Genomic DNA, 20,690 nt, shown 5'->3' on the forward strand with positions numbered 1-20,690 from the left:
GTGTTTACAGGGTTTCCCACGGTGGTTAAGGCAACGTGGGGACCGTAGGTAGCCTACGCACTCAATCGGCCCGGCGCCGCCTGGGCGGCGCCGGGCGGATTCTCAGGCGGTCCTGCGTCAGCGTAATCATGGCTCCCGCCAGCGTCTGCTTCAGCAGAATACCTTTTCCGCCCGATCGTGCAGCTCGACCCATGGCCAACACCAGTGTTTCGACCTTGCCAAGCTCGGCCGGGCCTTCGTGTCCGACCTGATCGATCATTTGCAACAGCAGCCGGACGCGGATTTCCTCCGCCAGCCCCGCAAAGACCCCGGCATCGATGGCTTCGGGTACCCTGCCCGGGCTGTGCAACGCCAGAAAACGCCCTGCCCCATCGACCATCAATTCCAGCGCGGCATCGGCGCGCCGCAACCGCGTCGCCAGCCGGGCGAGATTGCGCGAATCGAAGCCCTCGGACGCCAGTATCGGCATTAGCGCCCGCAGCCGCGGACGGACGTAGCTAGGGTCAGAATTACTGGGATCAGTTGCGAAGTCGATTTTCGCTTTGGTCAGCGTAGCCACAAGCTGCGCTTTTGCGATGTGCAAGAAAGGACGCGCGATCTGGATGCCATCGCGCTCAGTCTGCCGCGCCATCCCTGCGAGGCCAGCAATGCCGCTGCCCCGCGCCATCCGCATCAGCAGGGTCTCGGCCTGATCGTCGCGGGTATGGGCGGTCAGTACATGGAATGCTCCGACGCTCCGAGCGGCCTTGGCGAGCAACAGATAGCGCGCTTCGCGTGCTGCGGCTGGCAGCCCGGTTTTCGGCTTGGCGCCGGTCCAGCGCATGGTGCGATGAGGAATGTCGAGGGAAGTCGCGAGCCGCTTGACGTCGCGCGCCTCGCGGGCCGCTTCAGGTCGCAAACCATGGTCGATGGTCACGGCAACAAGGTCGGGGCCGCGTTTGAGCGCACGCCGCCAACGCGCAGCAAGCCACATCAGGGCGACGGAATCAGGACCGCCGGACACGGCAAGGACCAATGCAGGCGCGGGCGCCCAGTCAGCGAATAGCTGTTTCGCCGTCTGGGCCGAAATCGGCGACTGGTCGTCGTCGGACATGTGCGTCAGAACCGGTTACGCCCCGGCTCACCGTCGGGGTCGATCACCTAGCACTTAACGCGTTTTTGCTCGCGATCCACACCCTGTTTCACGCCGGCCGAGGCGCGGGGATATTTCCGTGTCACTTCACCGAAGGCGGCGCAGGCCGCTTCCTTTTCCTTCAACGCAGCCAGCGACTGGCCGAGTCGCAGCAAGGCATCGGGCGCCTTGGCGGATGTGTCGTATTTCGTGGTTACACCCAGAAATATTTCGGCGGCGTCGCGATATTTCTGGCGCTGGAAGAAGCTCTCGCCGAGCCAATACTGCGAATCCGCAATCATTGGATCACCGGGATATTTCTGGGCGAAGTTGCGCATGGTCTCTTCGGCCAGCGCGTAATCACGACGCTGCATATAGCCGATGCCGAGATCGAACTCGTCCTTCGGGGTCGCGCCAGGCGGCAAGGTCGTCAGTGCTGGCGCCGCTCCGCCCGGAGCGGCATTGCCCAGCGGGAGCGGCTCTCCGGCGGCACGGCCGCCCTGAGCGCCCACTGGCGCGTTGGCAGGCATCGGTTGCTGTCCGCCACCCAGCGCGCGCGGCACGCCCGGCGCATTCGGGTTGGCATTGGGATCGAACGCATCGTTGCGACGGCCAGCACGCGGTGCCGGCGCGGGATCCTGAGCAATTGGTGCAGGTGCGGCGATCTGCGGCTGCTGCTGATTATAGCCGGGCTGCGGCGCCTGCTGCACCGGGGCGGCAGCGATATTAGGCCTGCCGCCGGTCGCGGGAGGCGCACCGGCTGGAACACCACCGGCCTGAAGCTGCCGAAGTTGATCCTCAAGTTGGCGGTTACGGAATTGCAGCTCCTCGTTCTGGCCGGTGAGCTGCCGCAGCTGGTTCTGCAACCGCTCGATCTGCAAGCCCTGATCGGCATCCTCGTCGCCCGACTGCTGGCCGTAGCCCTGCTGGCGGGGAGCCGGTTGACCAAACAACTGCGCCCAAACCGGCGAAGCCGTGACGAGCAACATGGAGACGAGTGCAGCGCCGGCGAGCGAATGAGATCTGGATGACATCTGAGCCTGAAAATGACCGGTTTCACGCCCCATTGGCGCGCATCACGATGAGGATTTCACTACGCCAAAAATGTGACTTTCGACAGCGACAAAGGCGCCCGTTGAAAACAAAAACGGCGCCTGCCCCAGGGCAGACGCCGTTTCGTTTGATAGCAACGCCTGCTTAAGCGCCGGCGTTCAGCACGGTGACCGCACGGCGGTTCTGCGACCAGCACGAGATGTCGTTACACACCGCGACCGGGCGTTCCTTACCGTAAGAGATGGTGCGCATCCGGCTGGCATCGATCCCGCGCGAGGCCAGGAAGGTGCGAACCGACTGGGCACGGCGGGCGCCGAGGGCAATGTTGTATTCGCGTGTGCCGCGCTCGTCCGCATGACCTTCGATGGTGAAGGAGTAGCGGTTGTACTGCTGCAGCCACTGCGCCTGCTTGTCCAAGGTCGCGATCGCCTGCGGCGACAGTTCGGTCTGATCGCTCTCGAAGAACACACGATCGCCGACATTGACGACGAAGTCCTGCTGGCTGCCCGGCGTCGCGGCATTGGCCATCGCGCCATCGGCACCCAAACCGTTCTTGTTGGCGCAAGCGCCCATCGACAGCGCCACGGCCAGCACTGCAGCCAGTTTTAATCCCTGGAGGATACGCATCTGATGCTTCATTCCCGGAGCCTCCACGCTCACGCTTTACCCAACTGTCATTCGGTCTACAGGGCGTTGGTTAAGCGAACGTTCCGTCAACCTTGATGAGGTGTTGCCAAAACCGATCAAAAGCCACAGGCCGCGAAAAAGCAACGACGTGGTTAATGGTTGGCAAATGTGGCGCGACGGTGAAGGTTCTGGGAAAGCAGCTGGTTTTTAGGCAGAATCCCGCTGCGGGACTGCTTGGATCGTCAACAATCGGCGGCGACGGGACTGTCGCCACCCTTCACCCTCAGGTGCGAGGCGACATCGCGGCTTGGGCGATATGGAACTCGGATGAATGAAGATCTGGCGCCAAGGGCTCGCTCTTGCGCTCGAACAAGGCCCGCTGCTCGAAAAGGCTGGAGCGGAAATGCGGGTAGCGCATGAAAATACGTTCGCGCACCGAAGCGTAATCCGCCGCCATCAGGCATAACGGCTTGGTCAGCGTCGGATAGGGCCGCGGCTCGCACATCGGCGTCTGCAGGAAAACCTTGCGATAGAACGCACGATGCTCGGCCCGCACCGTTGCCGTCCCGATATCGGCATTGAAATAGCCGCAGGCAACGTAGCCTAGCCGAACCGTCATATAGGGCAGTTCGGGATATTTGTTGCGGTTGTTCGGGTCGGCCACGAAGCGGTTCGGGTCGACAATGACCTTGCCCCTGTCCAGCTCGGGACGCAGCAGGTCTCCGAATGCATCGACGGCGGGCGTTTCAGGATTGTCCGGCGTAGCTACGCTGACGCGCAGCGAACTGGCGAGCTCGCCATCGATAAATATCCCGAAAGTCCATGAATTCGGCAAATTGTCGAAACGGTCGGCAAGACGGCGATCCGCGCGAGGCTCGATGGCCCCCTCATGGAGGTAGGCCCTATAGCGCAAGCTATAGATCGCTTCTTTTTCAGCTTCGGTTTCGGCAAGACGGTAGTCAACCCGGTCGAGAATATCGCTGCTGCGTTTCGAAGATTCAGTCGCTTGATCGGCCGAAGCCATCATTCCGTCTCCTACGCACCAACGCCATGACTACGCGAGTAAGGGAAAGGTTAAAGCTTTCTTAAAAGTTGTCAAAGGTTCTGCCACAATGTGGTTAACCTTTTGCCCTTACTCAGCGCGGCGAACCGAATAGAACCGGAAATTCGAAAGTGTGGCCCGCGGCTGGTCAGGCCGGTGCGCGCGTGGCCTCGACATTGGCGCCGGACTCGATCGCGCGGCGTCCGTGGGACGCGTCCAGGAGCTGCCTAATACGGGTCGCAGGGACCGGGCGGCTGAACAGATAGCCCTGCGCCTCGCTGATCGTGCCGTCCGCGCTGATCAACTCGAGCTGCTCGTTGGTCTCGATGCCTTCGACGACGACCGTCATTCCGAGATCGGCACTGAGGCGCGCCACGCCGCGCAGTAGCGTCAATGGACGGTCCGTATCGATCCCTTCGAGGAATGAGCGATCGATCTTCACCTTTTGCAGCGGAAAATTGTGCAGATAGCTCAGGCTCGAATAGCCGGTACCGAAATCGTCGAGCGAAATCCGGCAGCCTGCTGCATGCAACTGCGCGAGGGCATCGTGGGTCCACTGCGTGTTACGCAGCAGGGACGATTCTGTGATCTCGATTTCGAGACGATGCGCCGGCAGGCCGGACACGTCGAGGGCGTAACGTACCTCGCTCAACACGTCGCGCTGATGAAACTGCTGTGACGAGAAGTTGACGGCAACACTGACCGCGTTCGGCCACTTCATGCATTCGATACAAGCCTTGCGCAAAATCCAGCGGCCAAGATCGACGATCAAGCCCATGTCTTCTGCAACGGGAATGATATCGACCGGCGAAACAGTACCGCGGACAGGATGATTCCAGCGCAACAGCGCTTCGCAAGTCGAGATCCGTCCCGACTTCAGATTGACCAGTGGCTGGTAATAAATCTCGAATTCTTCATTGGCGAGCGCCTGACGCAGATCGAGTTCGAGCACGCGGCGCGCCTCGACCGTCTGGGCCATCTCGTCGCGGAAGAAGCAGAAGGTGCCGCGGCCCGACGCCTTGGCGCGGTACAGCGCCATATCGGCATTCTTCAGGAGATGGTCAGCGCTGACATCGGGTTCGGTCAGGGCAATACCAACGCTGGCGCCGATTTCGACCTGATGATTGTCGACCTCGTAGCGTTCGCTGAGCCGTTCGACGATACGGCGCGCCAGATCGGCTGCATCATGATTTGTCTTGATGGCACGTTGGAACACGACAAATTCGTCACCGCCAAAACGAGCCACGAAGTCGTCCGCGCGCAACATCTCGCGCAGCCGGTCGGCCACCATACACAGCAGCTGATCTCCGCATGGATGACCGAGCGTATCGTTGACCTGCTTGAACTGGTCGAGGTCGACGAACAGCAGGGCCGACAACGTGGATACGTCCGAGCTCTTCAGCATACGGCCGATTTCGTTTCGGAAACTGACCCGGTTCGGCAACCCCGTCAATTCGTCGAAACGCGCCATGTGGCTGATACGCGCTTCGGAATTGCGGCGCTCGGTAATATCTTCGAGTAGAACGACCGTGCCGCCACCGACCATCGGCTGGAATTTCCAGGACAGCGCGCGTTCTGCGTCGTGGGCATGATCCAGCGTCGTAATTTCGGCGGCCTTCAGGCTTTCGATTTCAGCGATGATGGTCATGCCGCTCGCTGCGGACACGGTGCCGGCATTGACGCAAAACGAGACGACTTCGCGAACGCTGACGCCGCGCTGCACGACATTGTCGGCGATTTCCATCATCTCGGCAAAGCGATTATTGAGCACTGCCAGTCGGCCATCGGCACCGAACATACACAGCCCGTTCGGCATATTGTTCAGCGCCGTATCGAACTGGCCGGCGATGGAGCCGACCCGCTCGGTGGCCAGCAGCGCCTTGACGTAGACATCATGCAGACGAAGCGTGATCCGCCGCAAGCCGACAAAGAACAGGACGTTCAGAAACGCAAAGCCGATATAGTAGAAGTCGCCGTGGATAATCAGTGCCAGCGCCATCGGGCCGCATGCCAGCAGCACCTGCAACTGCGCGATCTTCGGACGGCCATAAGTTCGGCCGGCACCGGCCGCTATATAAGCGACGGTCACTGCCGTACCAAGCATATGCGCGACCGGATCATCGCTGCCGAGCAGAACGACCCAGCACCACAGGCCCAACGCGGCTGCATAAAGCGAGCCGCCAATCATGTAATTGAATTCCCAACGGATCGCCTCGTCGGGCGTCAGCGCGGTCTCGCGCTTTTCATAGCGGCTAAGCTGAAGAGCCCGCAAAGCGCCGATGACGATGATCAGGGCGGCGCATGGCCACAGCAAAGGATTGCCGGTCTTCACAGCCGTCATGACTGCGCCGGTCCCGGCGCAGACCGCACCGGCCAGCATCGGAATCGGGTTTTCGAACAATGAATCGACGAGCGCCGTGTAGATCGACGGCGACATCGACTTGCTGTTCGTCCGGTTGTGATCGGCGAGCTGCATCGGGCGTAAATGCGTCCTGTTCAGGCGCACATTGGTACCGGGTCCTGATGAAATCTTTCTGAGGGAAGATCGTTAGCGAACTGTTTACGCATTCGTATAAACAGCAAATCTACTCGTGATTTCAGCACGGTGGGCAAAGTTTGCCGGGAATAGCCGGTAATCCGCCCGTCGCCGCTAATGATTTATTTACGATAGCAGCGGCGACCAGGCCGGGTCGGAGGCAAAGCCGGGCGTTGGAACCTTGAGCTCGTTGCGTCCCGACACGTCGACCGTAAAGAGCGATGGCCCCGCGCCTGTATCGCGGAAGAACATGATCACGCGACCGTTGGGTGCGAAGGTCGGACCTTCATTGTGATAGCCGGATGTGAGCAGACGCTCGCCGGATCCGTCCGGCTTCATGATGCCAATCGAGAACTGTCCGCCGCCCTGCTTGGTGAAGGCAATGTAGTCGCCGCGCGGCGACCAGACAGGGGTCGAGTAGCTGCCTTCGCCGAACGAGATGCGCTGCGCGGGTCCGCCAGCGGCAGCCATCGTATAAACCTGCGGTTTTCCGCCGCGATCGGATTCAAAGCAGATCTTTGAGCCATCCGGCGAATAGGACGGCGAGGTATCGATCGCCGGCGTGTCGGTGAGGCGTGTGGTCGACTTCGAGCGAAGGTCCATAACGAACAGGTTCGAATTGCCACCCTGCTGCAGGCTCATGATGACGCGTTGGCCATCCGGCGAGAAACGAGGCGAGAACGACATTCCCGGGAAATTCCCGACGACCTCGCGCTGACCCGTCTCAATGTTGAAGAGATAGACCTTTGGATCGCCCTGTCCGAATTCCATATAGGTGATCTCTTGCGTGGACGGCGAGAACCGCGGCGTCAGCACCAAGTCCGCACCACGCGTCAGGTACCGTACATTGGCGCCGTCCTGATCCATCAGGGCCAGTCGCTTGACGCGGCGCTCCTTGGAGCCCGTCTCGTCGACGAACACCACGCGGCTGTCGAAATAGCCCTTTTCGCCGGTCAGACGCTCATAGATCTGGTCGGAGATGATATGCGCGATGCGGCGCCAGTATTCCGGCGAGGTGAAATACTGCTGACCGGCCAGCTGCTGACCGGTGGCGACGTCCCACAGCCGGAATTCGGCCTTCAGACGACCATCGCCCTGCCGGGTCATGCGGCCGGTCACCAGCGCCTGCGCACTGACGGTCTTCCAGTTCACGAAGTTCGGCGGCGCGTCGATATTGACGGCCTTCTCGACGAAGGCAGCCGGATCGATCGGCGCGAACAGGCCGCTGCGCTTCAGATTGTTGGTAATGACCTGCGCGACGCCGTTGGCTACCTCGTTGTCGGCGCCGGTGCCAGCGGAGAAATTGGGGATTGCGATGGGCAGCGGCGCGACGTCACCTCCGGTGATGACCGGACGCGCCTGCCCCGAAGCCTTACGAATTGGAGATGCCATGATCCCCGCCGCGGCCAAACCGTGCACCATCTGCCGGCGGTTGATGTAAAATGTCATCTGTTCAATCCGTTATCTTTTCCCGCCAAAACAAGCCGTACTTTTACTTCACTGCGAAATTGCCAGTTACACTTCAAGATCGCACGTCTTCAAATCGTGGTTGGAACCACTGCCATTCCTGATAAAATGCCTGTGGTAATCTATAGGGCTGACAGTCGATAACGGCCCGCAGTGCACTTTCCTGATAAACCCTCAAGCTAGGAGCCGATGAGGCGCCCATGATTGTCGGAGTGGATTGCAGCGAACCGTCCGACTTCAACTTGATATCGAGATCGACGATAACCTTACTCGCTTCGATGCCACCATAGGGCTTCTTCCAGCAACGCTCGACCTGCGACTTGAACATCGCGCCCCAGGTCGCTGAGTTATCCGCGGCCTTGCCCTTGGCCGTACCGAGTGCATCATTCGGATTCACGGCCGATCCGGTGACCGATTGACGGGTCGGATCGCGCTTGTCGATGAGTGCCGCGATCTTCGACTGGTCGAATACGCGCTCGGCCTTCTTGGCCTCTTCAGCTTTGGCTTTCGCCTCTGCCTTGGCTTTCGCTTCAGCGTCTGCCTTGGCTTTGGCCTCAGCCTTCACCTTGGCTTCCGCTTTGGCCTTGGCTTGCGCTTCGGCCTTCGCCTTGGCCGCTTCAGCCTGTTCCTTGGCATCGGCCTCAGCATCCGCCTTGGCTTCGGCTAGCGCTGCAGCTTTCGCTTCCGCCTTGGCTTTTGCATCCGCCGCGGCTTTGGCTGCAGCCTCAGCCTTTGCTGCTGCCTCCGCTTTTGCCGCCTCGGCGGCTGCCTCGTCGGTCTTAGGCTGTTCCTTCGGCGCCGTCTCGGTGATCACCGGCGCCTTCTTGTCGTCAATCTTGCCGACGGTATCCTCGACCGGCGGCTTGGCCTCGGCGACTTTATCTACGCGCGGGGTTTTGTTTTCCGGCTTGGCGGTCTTGATACCGGCCATAGCCTTGGCCGGCTCCATCGAGACCTCGACGCCGACGGAGTCTTCCATCGGAATTTCCAATGCCTTGGAAGAGAACGTGAAGAGGCCCCACCCGATCACAATGACGTGCAGGGCAACTGACGCGATGAGTGTCTTGTCGACCTTCACGATCAGATTTCCAATCCTGCTCCTGCCGAGATCAACCGGTTGCTCCACGAGCTTACGTCCCCTGCTCCGGCAGGATCACGATATTGGCCTTGAATCCGGCAGAGCGAACCGTCCCGAGCAATTTCATCATGTCCGTGTAGCAAACGTCCTTGTCACCACGCAGAAACACGGTGTTGTCCGTCTCCGAACGCGTCGCCCGGATCGCCTTAATCTTGGCGTCGAGCTCGCTCGCCGGCACCAGAGCGTCGCCGATATACATTTCGACCGCCGAATTACAGCCACCGCCGGTGCGCTTGACCGACACGGTGAGCGGCGGCGCATTCTGCGATATCGATTTGCCGCCGCTGGCGATCGGCAGGTCGATATCGATCGTCGACGTCATGAGCGGCGCCGACACCATGAAGATGATCATCAGCACCAGCATGACGTCGACCATCGGGGTGACGTTGATCTCGGCCATGACGGCAGCACGCCGGCGCCCGCGCCGACCTCCGCCACCACCGCCCGAGCCCACATTCATCCCCATGACAGGATGCTCACTTCAAGATTCAATCCATCACCCATCAGGCGCGCTCATCGATCTGGCGCGACAGGATTGCCGAAAATTCGTCCGCAAACCCCTCCAGGCGCTGGGCCTGTTTGTTCACTTCTGACGTGAATTTGTTGTAGAAAATAGTCGCCGGGATGGCGGCGATAAGGCCGATGGCTGTGGCAAACAGCGCTTCAGCAATGCCCGGCGCGACCACCGCGAGCGATGTGTTCTTCGACGCCGCGATCGCCTGGAAGCTCGACATGATGCCCCAGACCGTGCCGAACAGGCCGACGAAGGGGCCAGCCGAACCAACGGTCGCCAAAACCAGAAGGCGACGCTCGAGGCGCTCGACCTCACGGGCGATGGAGACGTTCATTACCTTGTCGATGCGCATCTGCAGACCAGTGAAGGAGCGCGCCTGGCTTTCGAACGAGCGCTTCCACTCACGCATCGCCGCGACAAAACACGCCGCCATCGACTGCGTCGGCTTGGCAGAGAGCGCGCGGTACAGATCCTCGATGGACTCGCCGGACCAGAAGGCCTGCTCGAACCGATCCATGGCGCGGCGGGTGCGCGAATACAGGAACATCTTGTCGATCGCGATCGCCCACACCCACACCGAACAGCCCAGCAGCCCCAGCATGACCGCTTTCACGATCCAGTGGGCCTGCAGGAACAGCGCGATCAGCGAAACGTCGGATGAAGCCAGCGGCAGGGCTGACTGCGCCACATCGGCCGGATTCATGAACGGTATCCTCTCAACGCAAAAATCCTCAATTTGCCAGCGACTTGCTCATCGCTGGTGTCGCGGCCACGCATCGCGCGCGGCGCGGAACGCCAGTGCAATGTTCTTGTTGTGTCGCATGGAGGGCTTGTCCAAAGCCGAGCCCTAAATTCCCTGCCAACATGTCAAAACAAGGGCTTGCACGCGTTTCTGCGACTTTTACCAGACGCCAGTCATGGTTAATGCGGAGTTACCAAAGCGTGTTCTGGCCGAGAAATGAAGCGGTATTCGCTTGTTCGTGAAGGACCCGTGACAAAGCAAAACCGCCCGCCTGAATGATCAGACGGGCGGCGATGTCGGCATCGGGCGAAGGGGGCGCTACCGCCTGACGCCAGAGCTCAAGGCGTTAGCCCTGCGGCTGATTGTTGTCGGCCGGCGGGGTCGGCTTCGGGCGGTGCTGCGCCATGAACTGGTCGAACTCTTCCTTGTCCTTGGCGTGACGCAAGCGATCGAGGAAGTTCTTGAACTCGTGCTGCTCTTCCTCGAGCCGGCGCAGGGTTTCGACGCGATATTCGTCGAAGGCGCGGTTGCCGGAGGTCGGCGGGCCGAAGCCGAAGCCCGATCCGAAACCGGAGCGCTCCATGCGGTTGCGCATGCGCTCCATCTTGTACTGCATCCGCTCCATCTTGTTCTCGAAACGGCCGTGACGATCCCAGCAACCCATTTTTCTGCTCCCGAGTGTGAAGAAGAGAAGTGCGAGGCCAACCGGCCACCAAATGATAAAACCGAGCACGATCAATACGATGTGCCATGGTGAGCGCATCTGGTAGGACACCCGATCATCGGCGGGCGGACCCCATCGATTGTAATCTGCAGCGTTAGCCATTTTCCTCTCCATCAGCGGCACCATGCCGCTTGTGAATGTAAATAACATTTACATACGTAACTCACGGCCAGATTTTGTCAAGGCGACCGCAAGGGGAGCGCCGCGAATTATTTTGGGGCGGTTCCCCAAGGGCCCGATTTGGGCGCTGTAGATGTGTCGGACTTGTGGACGTTTTGGTCGGTTGGAAAGCCCAGCCCGCGCAAATAAATCAGCGCGCCGGCTTCGAGCAGATCCTCCGGCGACATCGGCAGCTTGCGCCGCGCGGCATCGCCGCGGCCGAACAGCGAAGCCACGCCGTGCGACAGCGACCAGATATGCAGCGCCATCATCATCGCCGGCGGACGCGTCACGCCGGGGGGCGTCAGCGCCGCCAGCCGCTCGGCCGCCGCGCGGATGACCGCGAAGGCGCGCTCGCCTGCTGCAGCCAGTTCAGGGCTTGAATCAACGGGAATTCCTGACTCGAACATCGCCGAATAGAAGGCGGGTTCAGTGCGGGCGAAGTTGAGATACGCCTTGCCGATCCGCTCAAAGGCCGTGACCGTATCCGGCCGTCCGTCGTCCCAAGCGGCAGTCAGCGTCGCCTCGAACTGCTCGAAGCCTCGCTGCGCGATGCTGGCGAGGAGATCGTCACGGTCGCGGAAGTGACGATACGGAGCGGCGGCGCTGACGCCGGCGGTACGCGCGGCATCGGCAAAGGTAAAGCCCGCTGGCCCCTTCTCCGCAATCAGCCCGAGTGCGGCCTGCAGCAGCGCCTCTTTCAGATTTCCGTGGTGATAGCCGCGCTCGCCGCGACGGTCCTTGTGCCAGCTCATGTGAAGAGCTCTTACATGAGCCGGGTCAAAAGGTCACTGCAAAACGCGGCGATGCGCCGGCGGCAAACCTGCGATTTCGCAAGTTTGCCGCAGGAAGGTCGCAGGATTTTCGCAAGAAAACGCCCCAAATCCTGCGTTTGAGCCCGGTTTTACGGCAATTCAGCCGAGCCGCTTCGCGGTGGTCTGCATCTCCTCGAATCCTGCGGCGACCGCCTGCACGTCCTCCGGATAATCGGCCATTTCCTGCACCTGGCGGATTTCGATGATCTCGTTGGTTCCCCCTGGGCAGCGACTGGCCCAGGCGATGGCCTCATCGCGCGAGGCGACGTCGATCATCCAGTAGCCGCCGAGTACTTCCTTGGATTCCGCGAACGGCCCGTCGGTGCCCACCGGCTTGCCGGATGGAAAGGACACGCGCGCGCCCATCGATGGCGGGTGCAGCCCGTCGCAGGTGATCAGCACGCCGGCGTCCATCAGCGCCTTGTTATAGGCCATCATCGCGGCGACGCGCTCGACGTCCTCCGGCACGGTGCCCGGCGCCGCAGTCTCATACCCGCCGGGGATCATCAGCATCATGAATCGCATGGTCACTATCCCTATTGAACTCGTCGCTTATTTCTTCGCGGCTTGCGCGCGCAGGCGCTCTTCCTGCTCGCGCAATTCGGGTGTCAGAGCCTCGCCGAAATCCTTCGCCGCAAACACCTGACGGATCTCGATCTCCTCGCCGGCCGCAAATGGCGCGCGCTTCATCCACACAATCGCCTCGTCCTTCGAGGCGACGTCGATCAGCCAGAAGCCCGCGATCAGATCGCGCGTTACATCGAACGGACCCTGCTTTACCGCCGGCTCGCTGCCAGTAAAGGTGATCCGCGCGCCCTTCGACGTCGGATGCAGTCCATCGCCGGCCTGCATCACACCGGCCTTGACCATTTCCTCATTGAACTTGCCCATCGCAGTCAGCAGTTCCGTCGTCGGCATCACGCCAGCCTCGGTGTCCTTGTTCGCATGCACAATCACCATGAAACGCATTTCTCTCTCCCGTTTAGGCATCCACCGGACCCGGACTCATTGTCCGCCACAAACCCGGTTCTGCCAGAATGACGAATGAGCTTTTGGCAGACCGACATCTCCCGCGACATTATTTCTGAGGTCATGCGACCTTACGTCGCCTGCTTCTGAAACACCCCATCCCTGTATGTCGCGCCGAAATACACATCGATCGACCGGATGAAATCGCCCTCGAAGCCGAAGACTTCGGTGTTGCGAAAGCTCTTGCCGTCCCTGGCCACGCAACGATAGGTCACGAAAGCCACATCGTCGTCGACCGCGATACGCTCAAGATCATGCTGCGCGATCCAGTCGGCAACACGCCAACAGCGGGCGAAATAGGTAGGCTTGTCGATGCGATCGTCGAACGGGCTCGTAAAGGTGAAGTCGCCCGCGAACGCATCTTCGACAGCCCCGCGATCATTGCGCAGATAGGCTGCAAACAGGTCCCGGATGATCCCGGCCTTTTCGGCACTCATGATGCTCACTCCTCCGGAAACATGTGCGCATAGGGCTCCGCCTGCTTCACTACCCGCGCGAATGACGAACGCGCCAGCAGCCGGCCGAGATAGGCCGAGACGTTGCGATGCGCATCTCCGAACGGCTGTACCTTGTTCGCGTAGTAGAGCGCCGGCGCCGCGGCGCAGTCGGCGAGCGTGAATGCCTCGCCCATCGCCCACTCGTTCGTCACCATCTGCTTGTCGATCATTCCGTAGGACGTGGCGAGCTGGGCCCGCGCCATGGCCACACCATGCGCATGCTTCTTCTCGGCCGGCACCAGCCTGTCGCCGACGATTTTCTGCACTGGCGTATGGACATAGAGATCATAGAAGCGGTCGCGCAGCCGCGTCTGCGGTCCGCGATTGCCATCGGGGATAAACCGCGTGCGGCCCGGAAAATGCAGATCGAGGTATTCGATGATGATGGAGGACTCCGGCACGGTCGCGCCGCGCACATCGTCCTGCAACACGGGGAATTTACCGATCGGCCACAGTTTCAACAGCGCCGCGCGCTCGGCCTCGTCGCCGAGATTGACCATATGCGGCGTGAACGGCATGTCGTTCTCGTACAGAGCGACCAGCGCCTTCCAGCAATAGGACGACAGCGGATGGTAATGGAGCGTGAGCGACATGGGATCCTCCTGCATGTTGTTGCTGGAAGACGAACAGGAACGGCCCATCCCGACAAGCCCATCGCAAAATTCCGGCCGAGAATCCGGGCTTGTCCCGCCCTGCTCCGTCTCCTAAACAGGCGCGCAAACAACAAGCCATCGATAACCATCAGGGCAGAACATGACCAAGGCTGACGGCAAGGAACAGATTCGCAAGGTTGCACTCGTCACCGGCGCCGCGCGCGGTATCGGCCTTGCGGTCGCCAAGCGCTTTCTTGGCGAAGGCTATCGTGTCGCGCTGCTGGATATCGAGCGCGAACTGCTCGACGCCAGCGTCAAGGCGCTGAACGATCCCGACAATACGCTGGCGCTGCATACGGACGTCTCCGACGCCGCCGCTGTCGACAAGGCCTTTGCCGCCACGCAGGCCCGCTTCGGCCGGCTCGATGCGTTGGTCAACAATGCCGGCATTGCGAATTTCAAGCCCCTGCTCGAGACGACGCTGGAGGAATGGGAACGCATCATGGCCGTGAACCTCACCGGCCCGTTCCTGTGCACCAAGGCGGCGGCACCCTTGATGCGCGAGCACGGCGGCGGCGCCATCGTCAACATCGCCTCGATCTCGGCGCTGCGCGCGTCCACGCTGCGCGTCGCCTACGGCACCAGCAAGGCCGGCATCGTTCACTTCACCAAGCAGTCTGCCGTCGAGCTCGCGCTGCTCGGCATCCGCGTCAATGCCGTGGCGCCGGGCCCAGTGGAAACCGCGATGGCCAAGGCCGTGCATACGCCGGCGATCCGCGCCGATTATCACGATGCCATTCCGCTGAACCGTTACGGCGGCGAGGACGAACTCGCTGACGCGATCTTCTTCCTGTGCAGCGACCGGTCAAGCTACATCACCGGCCAGATGCTGGCAGTCGATGGCGGCTTCGACGCCACAGGTATCGGCCTGCCGACGCTGCGACGCGAGGGCATCAACGGGTAGGCTTGGAATTCCAGCGCTGCCTTTTTCTGACCTCTCCCCGCTCTGAGCGGGGAGAGGTCAGATGCTACATCCCGCGCAGCGCCAGCATGAAGCAGGCGAGCGCGCCGGTGGACGTTACCGTGCGGACATGGTTCCAGCGGGTCCAGACCTCAAGGTAGTTGCGCCACAGGCTGGCGCCTTCCGCATTGTCCGGCGAGACCGCAGCAAGCGTATCGTTCAGCGGCACGTTGAACACCATGGTCACCAGCATCGTGCCGACCACATAGAGCACGGCACCCGCGATCAGCCAGGCAGCGCCGGGCTGTGACCATCGGACGACGCCGAAGATCGCCAGCACGACGCAGAGCAGCGCCGTGCCCATGAAGGCGCTCATGAAGATCGGGTTCAAGATCGTCGCATTGATCGACTGCATCGCGGCGATTCCGGTCGGCGCCGGCAATTTGTCGAACGCGCTCATGACCGTGACCGAGAACACGAAGAACAGTCCGGCCATCAGGCCGGAGCCGATGGCAGCCAGGAAGGTCAAACCGAACACGATCCGATCCACCGACGACCTCCCCACCTGACCGATGCGGTATACTAGCAGCTTCGCCTACTCCGCGAGCTGCGGTGAAAGTTCCCGCGGGCGCAGCGTTGCGATACTGACGGCAAGTGCCCCCACTGCCGTGCAGGCAATGGTCGCCACCATCGGCAGCGAGGTACCATCGAAAAACAGGCCCGAGATGCCGATCATCACGCCGCCAGAGACCATCTGCAGCGTGCCGCCGAGCGCCGAAGCGATGCCTGCGATGGGGCCATGGTTCTCCAGCGACAGCACCATGGTCGACGGGATCACCAGACCGAGAAAAGCGAAAGACGCGAACAGCAGCGGGATCAGCACGACTAGGCTGGTGAAGCCCGCCAATGTCAGCGCCAGCAGCACGACTGCGAAAAACGCATAGGCCGACACCGCCGCCATCACCACGCGGCCCATGCCGAAGCGGCCACCGAGGAACCCCGCGAATTGCGAGGCGCCGATAAAGCCGATCGCATTGACCGAGAAGGCCAGGCTGTATTGCGTCGGCGTCAGGCCATAGTGGCCGATATAGACGAAGGACGACGTCGCCAGGAACGCGAAGAAGCTCGCCATGCCGAGGCCGCCGATGAAGGTGAGCCCGAGGAAGTGCCAATCGCGCAAGAGCTCGCCGAAGCTGCCGAGCACGTTGCGGATGCTGCCCGAGATGCGCTCATGGACGGGGCGCGTTTCCGGCAGCAGCGCTGCCACAAGGACGAGGGCGAGTACGGCAGCGATAGTCACGGCAACGAACACCGCACGCCAGCCAAACGGAACGATCAACGCACTGCCGCCGAGCGGCGCAAGAATCGGCGATACCGAGAATACCAGCATCACCAGCGCCATCAGTTTCGTTGCTTCGACGCCGGTATGCAGATCGCGAATGATGGCGCGCGGAATCACGCCCATGGCGGCAGCGCCAAGGCCCTGGACGAAGCGGAACGCGATCAGCCACGCCACGCTTGGCGCCAGCGCACAGCCGATCGAGCCGGCGATGAACAGCGTCAGCCCTGCATAAAGCGGCGCCTTGCGGCCATAGACATCGGACAACGGGCCATAGGCGATCTGGCACAGGCCGAAGGCGATGAAGAACGCAATCAGCGTCATCTGCGTCGCCGAGGTAGTGGTGTGCAGATCGGCGGTGATCGCGGGCAGCGCCGGCAGATACATGTCGATGGCGAAAGGACCGACGGCGGACAACAGACCGAGCACGACGGCGTTGCGGGTAAAGGCGGACATGACGAATCTTTTCTTTTCAGACTGGAGCAGAGACACGCTGAAAGCGTGCTCCCGCGCCCCGTTCCCGACGCAGCTTCGCCAGGCGGGGAGAGGGCTGGGTGAGGGGCATCGCACGACGCACCCACGACGACGGTCTACCGGATCGCGCCATGATAGGCGACTCTTGCCTACCCTTGCCTGCAGTGTGGGTTGGCTAGCGGAGTGCCCCGCCCCTCACCCGCCGCGAAGATGCGGTGACCTCTCCCCGCCTGGCGAAGCTTCATTTCGCCGGGATGTGGGGAGAGGTTAAGAAAGCCCGCGCTTATTCAAACGCGCAGTTGATCATCCAGGGCGCGCCGAATTTATCGACACACATGCCAAATCCCTTCGACCAGAACGTGGCGCCGAACGGCATCTTGATGACGCCGCCCTCGGACAGTGCCGCAAAGACCTTGGCGCCATCTGCAGGATCCTTGATCTGCAGACAGACCGACATGCCCTGCATCTTCTCGAAATAATCCGGCGGCGCGTCCGAGGCCATGATGACCTCGCCATCGACCGAGATCTGGCCGTGCAGCACCTTCTTGGCCATCGACGGCGGCATCTGTTCCGCTGCAGGCGAGCCTTCCACATGCATGATGACGTCGATCTTGGCGCCGATCGCCTTCACGTAGAAATTGAGAGCTTCTTCGCAATTGCCGTTGTAGTGAAGATAAGGATTGACCTGCATCGTCCTGTCCTCCGTTGGATTATTTTTCGGTGATGGATTTGAGACTGGCGAGGCCGGCGGAAAAATCCTTGCCGACCATGTTGTCCATGTTCATGAATACATGAATGATCTTGCCGAGAAACGGCGTCGGCCCGTGCATCGTCCAGGTGACCAGCGTAGTACTGCCCTGCGGCAGCATTGTGAATTCGGCGACGTTGTGGCCTTCGAACGGCTTGATGAAATCGAGCTTGATGCCGATCTTACCGGGCGCCGTCGCTTCGATGACCTCCATGCGGCCGGAGCCGACCTCGCCGTTGCCCTCCCACGCATAGACGGCGCCGAGGCCGCTATTGGCGCCGCTGAAGGTGCGCTGCATGGCGGGATCCTTGCGCTCCCACGGCGACCATTGCCCCCACTGATGGAAATCGGCGATCAGCGGAAAGATCTTCGCCGGCGGCGCGTTGATGGTGGCGGTGCGCGTCACCTGGAAGGTGTCAGGCTTGGTGGCGGCGAGAACGAGGACGATCACGATGGCGACCGCGAGAACGACGGCGACGCCGGCAATGATTTTCAACATGGTGGCTCCAGTGTTCAGTATCGATGTGTCTTCAAGACGAACGGGGCGGTGGCGATCCGACAACCAAGTTCAATTATTTTTGCGGATTCCCAAGGCGATGCTTTGCATCGCCTGCGCGCCGCCACACCGTCATTTCGCAGCCTTCGCGTTGTTCGGCTTGCTGTCGCGCTGCAGCCGATCGAGATGCATCCGGATGTGATCCGCCTCCGCCGACGTATTGGCCAGCGCGATGGCGCGGTTGAAGCTTTCCCGCGCCTCATCGTTGCGGCCGAGCTGCATCAGATAGGCACCCTGGACGCCGAAAAAGTGGAAATAGTTCGAGAGCTTTGCCGCCAATGGCGCGATCATCTCCAGCGCAGCTTCGGGACCGCGCACTTTCGAGACCGCCACCGAGCGGTTGAGCGTGATCACCGGCGACGGCTGCAGGATGTCCAGCGAACCGTAAAGCAGCTCGATCTGTGCCCAGTCAGTGTCTTCCGGCTTGGCTGCGCGGGCATGGAGCGCGGCAATCGCCGCCTGGATCTGATAGGCGCCGGTGCGGCGATGGCGCATCGCCTTGTCGATCAAGGCCAGACCCTCGGCGATCATCTTGCCGTTCCACAGCGTGCGGTCCTGATCGTCGAGCAGCACCAGCGCGCCGTTGGCATCGAAACGCGCCGCCGAGCGCGCATATTGCAGCAGCATGAGCGCTGCGAGGCCCATGATCTCCGGCTCGGCCGGAAACAGCTTGAGCAGCAGCCGTCCCAGCCGGATCGCCTCCTCGCACAAGGGCGACCGCAGATCGATGCTGTCACCCGACGCTGAATAGCCCTCGTTGAAAATCAGATAGAGCATCGCGGCGACCGCTGCGAGACGCTCAGAGCGTTCCGGCGCGCCGGGCGTCTCGAACGGCACATTAGCCTTGGCGACGGCGGTCTTGGCGCGCGTGATGCGCTGCTCCATTGCCGCATCGGACACCAGAAACGCGCGGGCGATCTGCTTCACCGTCAGGCCGGAGACGATGCGCAGCGCAAGCGCGATCTGCTGCGTCGCCGGGAGCTGCGGATGGCAACAGATGAACAGCAGTCGCAGGATATCGTCGCGATAATGCGATCCATCGAGACGCTCGGCCAATTCGCTCTCGGCATCGTCCAGATCGGATATCGCGTGGTCGTCTTCGGGCAGCGGCTGCTGCTTTGCGCCGCGGCGGATATCGTCGATAGCCACGTTGCGACCGACCATGATCAGCCAGGCCGCGGCATCGCGCGGCGGGCCATTTTGAGGCCAGGTCTTCAGCGCGCGCAGGCAGGCGTTCTGGAACGCCTCCTCGGCCGTGTCGAGGTTGCGGAAATAGCGCAGCAGCGCACCGAGCGCCTGGGGACGCGCCGAGGTCAGCGCCGCATCGATCCAGGCGACATCGGTCATGACTGAAACGCTCCGTGGAAGACGCCGATCGGGCGGATTTCATAGGCACCGCCGGGATTGGCGCGACCGAGCTCCTGCGCAATCTCCAGCGCACCATCGAGATTCTCGGCCTCGACCACATAGAAGCCGAGCAGCTGCTCCTTGGTTTCGGCGAAGGGACCGTCCAGCACCACCGGCGGCTCGTCCTTGCGCAGCGTGGTCGCCGCGGTGGTCGGCAGCAGCCGCGCCACCGGCCCGAGCCGGCCTTGCTGCGCGAGCTTGCCGTGCACGACGGCGAGCTTCGCCATCACGGCGTCGTCTTCGTCCTTCGACCAGCCGCCGACAACGGCTTCATCATGGTAGCAGAGGATAGCGTAAAGCATGGGGTCTCCTTGAATGAAAGACGGTCGGCATCGTGCGATGCCGACAGGTTAGCGGAAATTATTGTGAAGCCGACCGGGTTTTGCGCCGAGGGAACCAGCTAGCGCGTCGATCCGCAGACTAAAGCAATCGCACCCTTGACGATTACGTCAAGTTCGGCGCGGGGAACGCCTGCGCGGGCACGGATCGACAGCGAGAACAAGGTCGCCGACGCCATCTGCGATAGTGCCACAACGTCCACGGTGTCAGGCATCTCGCCGCGCTTGATTGCAGTGCGGAAGCACCAGCCGAACGCATCATCGACATCGGCAAAGCCGCGATAAACGAGCTCACGAATGTCAGGATCCGCGATCGCATCCGACGCCACCGTCATCACTGTGAAACAACCACGCGGCTCCTCACCCGTGAGGTAGATCTCAAGTGCCGTATCGAAGAACCGGCGCAGCCGTTCCCGGATGTCGATATCGGCCTTGAATATTTCGAGCACCTTGACGGTGTAATCGTCGCGATAGCGCTGATAACTCTTGATGTAGAGCGCGCGCTTGTCGCCAAAGGCGCCATAGAGCGACGGCCGGTTCATGCCGGTCACCTCGCTTAAATCGTCCAGTGATGTCGCCGCGAAGCCGCCTTTCCGAAAAAGAGCCAGCGCCTGCCCGATGGCCACATCGGGCGCATAGGCGCGCGGTCGCCCGCGCCGCTTCGGCTCGGTGGACACCTCCGGTTTTGCCACGACGCCGGGCTCTTTCTTTTTTTGTACCATTTCGCATTAAATCCCTTGACCGGATTTATATTATGCGAGACGGTACGAAAATCAAACGGCGGACAGGTCGCAACAGTCCGCAATCTCAAGGAGGCTTC

At 61.5% G+C, this 20,690-nt stretch carries 23 protein-coding genes; 1 reads left to right on the plus strand and 22 read right to left on the minus strand.

Annotated features, from left to right (window positions below):
• Positions 1-61 precede the first annotated feature (61 nt).
• The 15 genes from tilS to CIW50_RS14740 all read right to left on the minus strand — a co-directional run bounded on the left by tilS (position 62) and on the right by CIW50_RS14740 (position 14,047).
• Entirely contained in the window at positions 62-1,093 is a 1,032-nt protein-coding gene (gene tilS, locus CIW50_RS14670) for a tRNA lysidine(34) synthetase TilS (protein ID WP_149531956.1), read from the minus strand.
• A gap of 47 nt (positions 1,094-1,140) precedes the next feature.
• Positions 1,141-2,145 (minus strand): tol-pal system protein YbgF, encoded by a 1,005-nt coding sequence (ybgF, locus tag CIW50_RS14675; RefSeq protein ID WP_149531957.1) that lies wholly within the window; start codon positions 2,143-2,145, stop codon positions 1,141-1,143.
• 163 nt (positions 2,146-2,308) lie between these two features.
• Positions 2,309-2,803 carry a peptidoglycan-associated lipoprotein Pal gene (gene pal, locus CIW50_RS14680; protein WP_068733555.1) on the minus strand — a complete coding sequence of 165 codons (495 nt, stop codon included), beginning with the start codon at positions 2,801-2,803 and terminating at the stop codon, positions 2,309-2,311.
• Positions 2,804-3,074: 271 nt separating this feature from the next.
• Complete coding sequence (locus CIW50_RS14685) at positions 3,075-3,815, minus strand: N-acyl amino acid synthase FeeM domain-containing protein (RefSeq protein ID WP_149532105.1); 741 nt, start codon at positions 3,813-3,815, stop codon at positions 3,075-3,077.
• 166 nt (positions 3,816-3,981) lie between these two features.
• Positions 3,982-6,309 (minus strand): putative bifunctional diguanylate cyclase/phosphodiesterase, encoded by a 2,328-nt coding sequence (locus tag CIW50_RS14690; RefSeq protein WP_149531958.1) that lies wholly within the window; start codon positions 6,307-6,309, stop codon positions 3,982-3,984.
• Positions 6,310-6,495: 186 nt separating this feature from the next.
• Entirely contained in the window at positions 6,496-7,818 is a 1,323-nt protein-coding gene (gene tolB, locus CIW50_RS14695) for a Tol-Pal system beta propeller repeat protein TolB (protein ID WP_149531959.1), read from the minus strand.
• A gap of 73 nt (positions 7,819-7,891) precedes the next feature.
• Positions 7,892-8,920 carry a cell envelope integrity protein TolA gene (gene tolA / locus CIW50_RS14700; protein ID WP_502707489.1) on the minus strand — a complete coding sequence of 343 codons (1,029 nt, stop codon included), beginning with the start codon at positions 8,918-8,920 and terminating at the stop codon, positions 7,892-7,894.
• Between the two features lie 46 nt (positions 8,921-8,966).
• Positions 8,967-9,440 carry a biopolymer transporter ExbD gene (locus CIW50_RS14705; RefSeq protein WP_149531960.1) on the minus strand — a complete coding sequence of 158 codons (474 nt, stop codon included), beginning with the start codon at positions 9,438-9,440 and terminating at the stop codon, positions 8,967-8,969.
• A gap of 37 nt (positions 9,441-9,477) precedes the next feature.
• On the minus strand, positions 9,478-10,191 hold the full coding sequence (tolQ, locus tag CIW50_RS14710; protein WP_116661140.1) for a protein TolQ: 714 nt from the start codon (positions 10,189-10,191) through the stop codon (positions 9,478-9,480).
• A gap of 385 nt (positions 10,192-10,576) precedes the next feature.
• Positions 10,577-11,056, minus strand: a complete 480-nt coding sequence (locus CIW50_RS14715; RefSeq protein WP_149531961.1) for a DUF2852 domain-containing protein — start codon at positions 11,054-11,056, stop codon at positions 10,577-10,579.
• 107 nt (positions 11,057-11,163) lie between these two features.
• A complete protein-coding gene (locus CIW50_RS14720) occupies positions 11,164-11,868 on the minus strand; it encodes a TetR/AcrR family transcriptional regulator (protein WP_149531962.1) in 705 nt (234 codons plus the stop codon).
• A gap of 159 nt (positions 11,869-12,027) precedes the next feature.
• A complete protein-coding gene (locus CIW50_RS14725) occupies positions 12,028-12,453 on the minus strand; it encodes a YciI family protein (RefSeq protein WP_149531963.1) in 426 nt (141 codons plus the stop codon).
• Positions 12,454-12,480: 27 nt separating this feature from the next.
• Positions 12,481-12,897 (minus strand): YciI family protein, encoded by a 417-nt coding sequence (locus tag CIW50_RS14730; protein ID WP_149531964.1) that lies wholly within the window; start codon positions 12,895-12,897, stop codon positions 12,481-12,483.
• A gap of 131 nt (positions 12,898-13,028) precedes the next feature.
• The gene (locus CIW50_RS14735) at positions 13,029-13,394 is read right to left on the minus strand and encodes a DUF4440 domain-containing protein (RefSeq protein WP_149531965.1); all 366 of its coding nucleotides are present in this window, start codon (positions 13,392-13,394) and stop codon (positions 13,029-13,031) included.
• Between the two features lie 5 nt (positions 13,395-13,399).
• Entirely contained in the window at positions 13,400-14,047 is a 648-nt protein-coding gene (locus tag CIW50_RS14740; RefSeq protein WP_149531966.1) for a glutathione S-transferase family protein, read from the minus strand.
• Positions 14,048-14,207: 160 nt separating this feature from the next.
• Between CIW50_RS14740 and CIW50_RS14745 the strand changes: the two genes are divergently transcribed.
• A complete protein-coding gene (locus CIW50_RS14745; protein ID WP_149531967.1) occupies positions 14,208-15,011 on the plus strand; it encodes an SDR family NAD(P)-dependent oxidoreductase in 804 nt (267 codons plus the stop codon).
• Positions 15,012-15,075: 64 nt separating this feature from the next.
• Here CIW50_RS14745 and CIW50_RS14750 read toward each other — a convergent pair whose 3' ends face one another.
• The 7 genes from CIW50_RS14750 to CIW50_RS14780 form a co-directional block, all read right to left on the minus strand.
• Positions 15,076-15,558, minus strand: coding sequence for an anthrone oxygenase family protein (locus CIW50_RS14750; protein WP_246664277.1), 483 nt, complete (start codon positions 15,556-15,558; stop codon positions 15,076-15,078).
• Between the two features lie 45 nt (positions 15,559-15,603).
• Positions 15,604-16,803, minus strand: a complete 1,200-nt coding sequence (locus tag CIW50_RS14755) for a multidrug effflux MFS transporter (protein ID WP_149531968.1) — start codon at positions 16,801-16,803, stop codon at positions 15,604-15,606.
• 301 nt (positions 16,804-17,104) lie between these two features.
• Positions 17,105-17,512: a VOC family protein gene (locus CIW50_RS14760; RefSeq protein ID WP_149531969.1), complete on the minus strand. Its 408-nt coding sequence runs from the start codon at positions 17,510-17,512 to the stop codon at positions 17,105-17,107.
• A gap of 19 nt (positions 17,513-17,531) precedes the next feature.
• Positions 17,532-18,068, minus strand: coding sequence for an SRPBCC family protein (locus tag CIW50_RS14765; RefSeq protein WP_149531970.1), 537 nt, complete (start codon positions 18,066-18,068; stop codon positions 17,532-17,534).
• Positions 18,069-18,197: 129 nt separating this feature from the next.
• Positions 18,198-19,472 carry an RNA polymerase sigma factor gene (locus CIW50_RS14770; protein WP_149531971.1) on the minus strand — a complete coding sequence of 425 codons (1,275 nt, stop codon included), beginning with the start codon at positions 19,470-19,472 and terminating at the stop codon, positions 18,198-18,200.
• A complete protein-coding gene (locus tag CIW50_RS14775) occupies positions 19,469-19,834 on the minus strand; it encodes a YciI family protein (protein WP_149531972.1) in 366 nt (121 codons plus the stop codon). The genes CIW50_RS14770 and CIW50_RS14775 overlap by 4 nt, the downstream gene beginning before the upstream one ends.
• 98 nt (positions 19,835-19,932) lie before the next feature.
• Positions 19,933-20,592, minus strand: coding sequence for a TetR/AcrR family transcriptional regulator (locus CIW50_RS14780; protein WP_149531973.1), 660 nt, complete (start codon positions 20,590-20,592; stop codon positions 19,933-19,935).
• Between the last annotated feature and the right edge of the window lie 98 nt (positions 20,593-20,690).

This window comes from Tardiphaga sp. P9-11, from assembly GCF_008329525.1.
Taxonomy (GTDB): Bacteria; Pseudomonadota; Alphaproteobacteria; order Rhizobiales; family Xanthobacteraceae; genus Tardiphaga.

What these genes read in the sequence shown, in the direction of transcription:
- tilS (WP_149531956.1), bottom strand. Translation starts at nt 1,093, where the DNA reads ATGTCCGACGACGACCAGTCGCCGATTTCGGCCCAGACGGCGAAACAG.
- ybgF (WP_149531957.1), bottom strand. Translation starts at nt 2,145, where the DNA reads ATGTCATCCAGATCTCATTCGCTCGCCGGCGCTGCACTCGTCTCCATG.
- pal (WP_068733555.1), bottom strand. Translation starts at nt 2,803, where the DNA reads ATGAAGCATCAGATGCGTATCCTCCAGGGATTAAAACTGGCTGCAGTG.
- CIW50_RS14685 (WP_149532105.1), bottom strand. Translation starts at nt 3,815, where the DNA reads ATGGCTTCGGCCGATCAAGCGACTGAATCTTCGAAACGCAGCAGCGAT.
- CIW50_RS14690 (WP_149531958.1), bottom strand. Translation starts at nt 6,309, where the DNA reads ATGCAGCTCGCCGATCACAACCGGACGAACAGCAAGTCGATGTCGCCG.
- tolB (WP_149531959.1), bottom strand. Translation starts at nt 7,818, where the DNA reads ATGACATTTTACATCAACCGCCGGCAGATGGTGCACGGTTTGGCCGCG.
- CIW50_RS14705 (WP_149531960.1), bottom strand. Translation starts at nt 9,440, where the DNA reads ATGGGGATGAATGTGGGCTCGGGCGGTGGTGGCGGAGGTCGGCGCGGG.
- tolQ (WP_116661140.1), bottom strand. Translation starts at nt 10,191, where the DNA reads ATGAATCCGGCCGATGTGGCGCAGTCAGCCCTGCCGCTGGCTTCATCC.
- CIW50_RS14715 (WP_149531961.1), bottom strand. Translation starts at nt 11,056, where the DNA reads ATGGCTAACGCTGCAGATTACAATCGATGGGGTCCGCCCGCCGATGAT.
- CIW50_RS14720 (WP_149531962.1), bottom strand. Translation starts at nt 11,868, where the DNA reads ATGAGCTGGCACAAGGACCGTCGCGGCGAGCGCGGCTATCACCACGGA.
- CIW50_RS14725 (WP_149531963.1), bottom strand. Translation starts at nt 12,453, where the DNA reads ATGCGATTCATGATGCTGATGATCCCCGGCGGGTATGAGACTGCGGCG.
- CIW50_RS14730 (WP_149531964.1), bottom strand. Translation starts at nt 12,897, where the DNA reads ATGCGTTTCATGGTGATTGTGCATGCGAACAAGGACACCGAGGCTGGC.
- CIW50_RS14735 (WP_149531965.1), bottom strand. Translation starts at nt 13,394, where the DNA reads ATGAGTGCCGAAAAGGCCGGGATCATCCGGGACCTGTTTGCAGCCTAT.
- CIW50_RS14740 (WP_149531966.1), bottom strand. Translation starts at nt 14,047, where the DNA reads ATGTCGCTCACGCTCCATTACCATCCGCTGTCGTCCTATTGCTGGAAG.
- CIW50_RS14745 (WP_149531967.1), top strand. Translation starts at nt 14,208, where the DNA reads ATGACCAAGGCTGACGGCAAGGAACAGATTCGCAAGGTTGCACTCGTC.
- CIW50_RS14755 (WP_149531968.1), bottom strand. Translation starts at nt 16,803, where the DNA reads ATGTCCGCCTTTACCCGCAACGCCGTCGTGCTCGGTCTGTTGTCCGCC.
- CIW50_RS14760 (WP_149531969.1), bottom strand. Translation starts at nt 17,512, where the DNA reads ATGCAGGTCAATCCTTATCTTCACTACAACGGCAATTGCGAAGAAGCT.
- CIW50_RS14765 (WP_149531970.1), bottom strand. Translation starts at nt 18,068, where the DNA reads ATGTTGAAAATCATTGCCGGCGTCGCCGTCGTTCTCGCGGTCGCCATC.
- CIW50_RS14770 (WP_149531971.1), bottom strand. Translation starts at nt 19,472, where the DNA reads ATGACCGATGTCGCCTGGATCGATGCGGCGCTGACCTCGGCGCGTCCC.
- CIW50_RS14775 (WP_149531972.1), bottom strand. Translation starts at nt 19,834, where the DNA reads ATGCTTTACGCTATCCTCTGCTACCATGATGAAGCCGTTGTCGGCGGC.
- CIW50_RS14780 (WP_149531973.1), bottom strand. Translation starts at nt 20,592, where the DNA reads ATGGTACAAAAAAAGAAAGAGCCCGGCGTCGTGGCAAAACCGGAGGTG.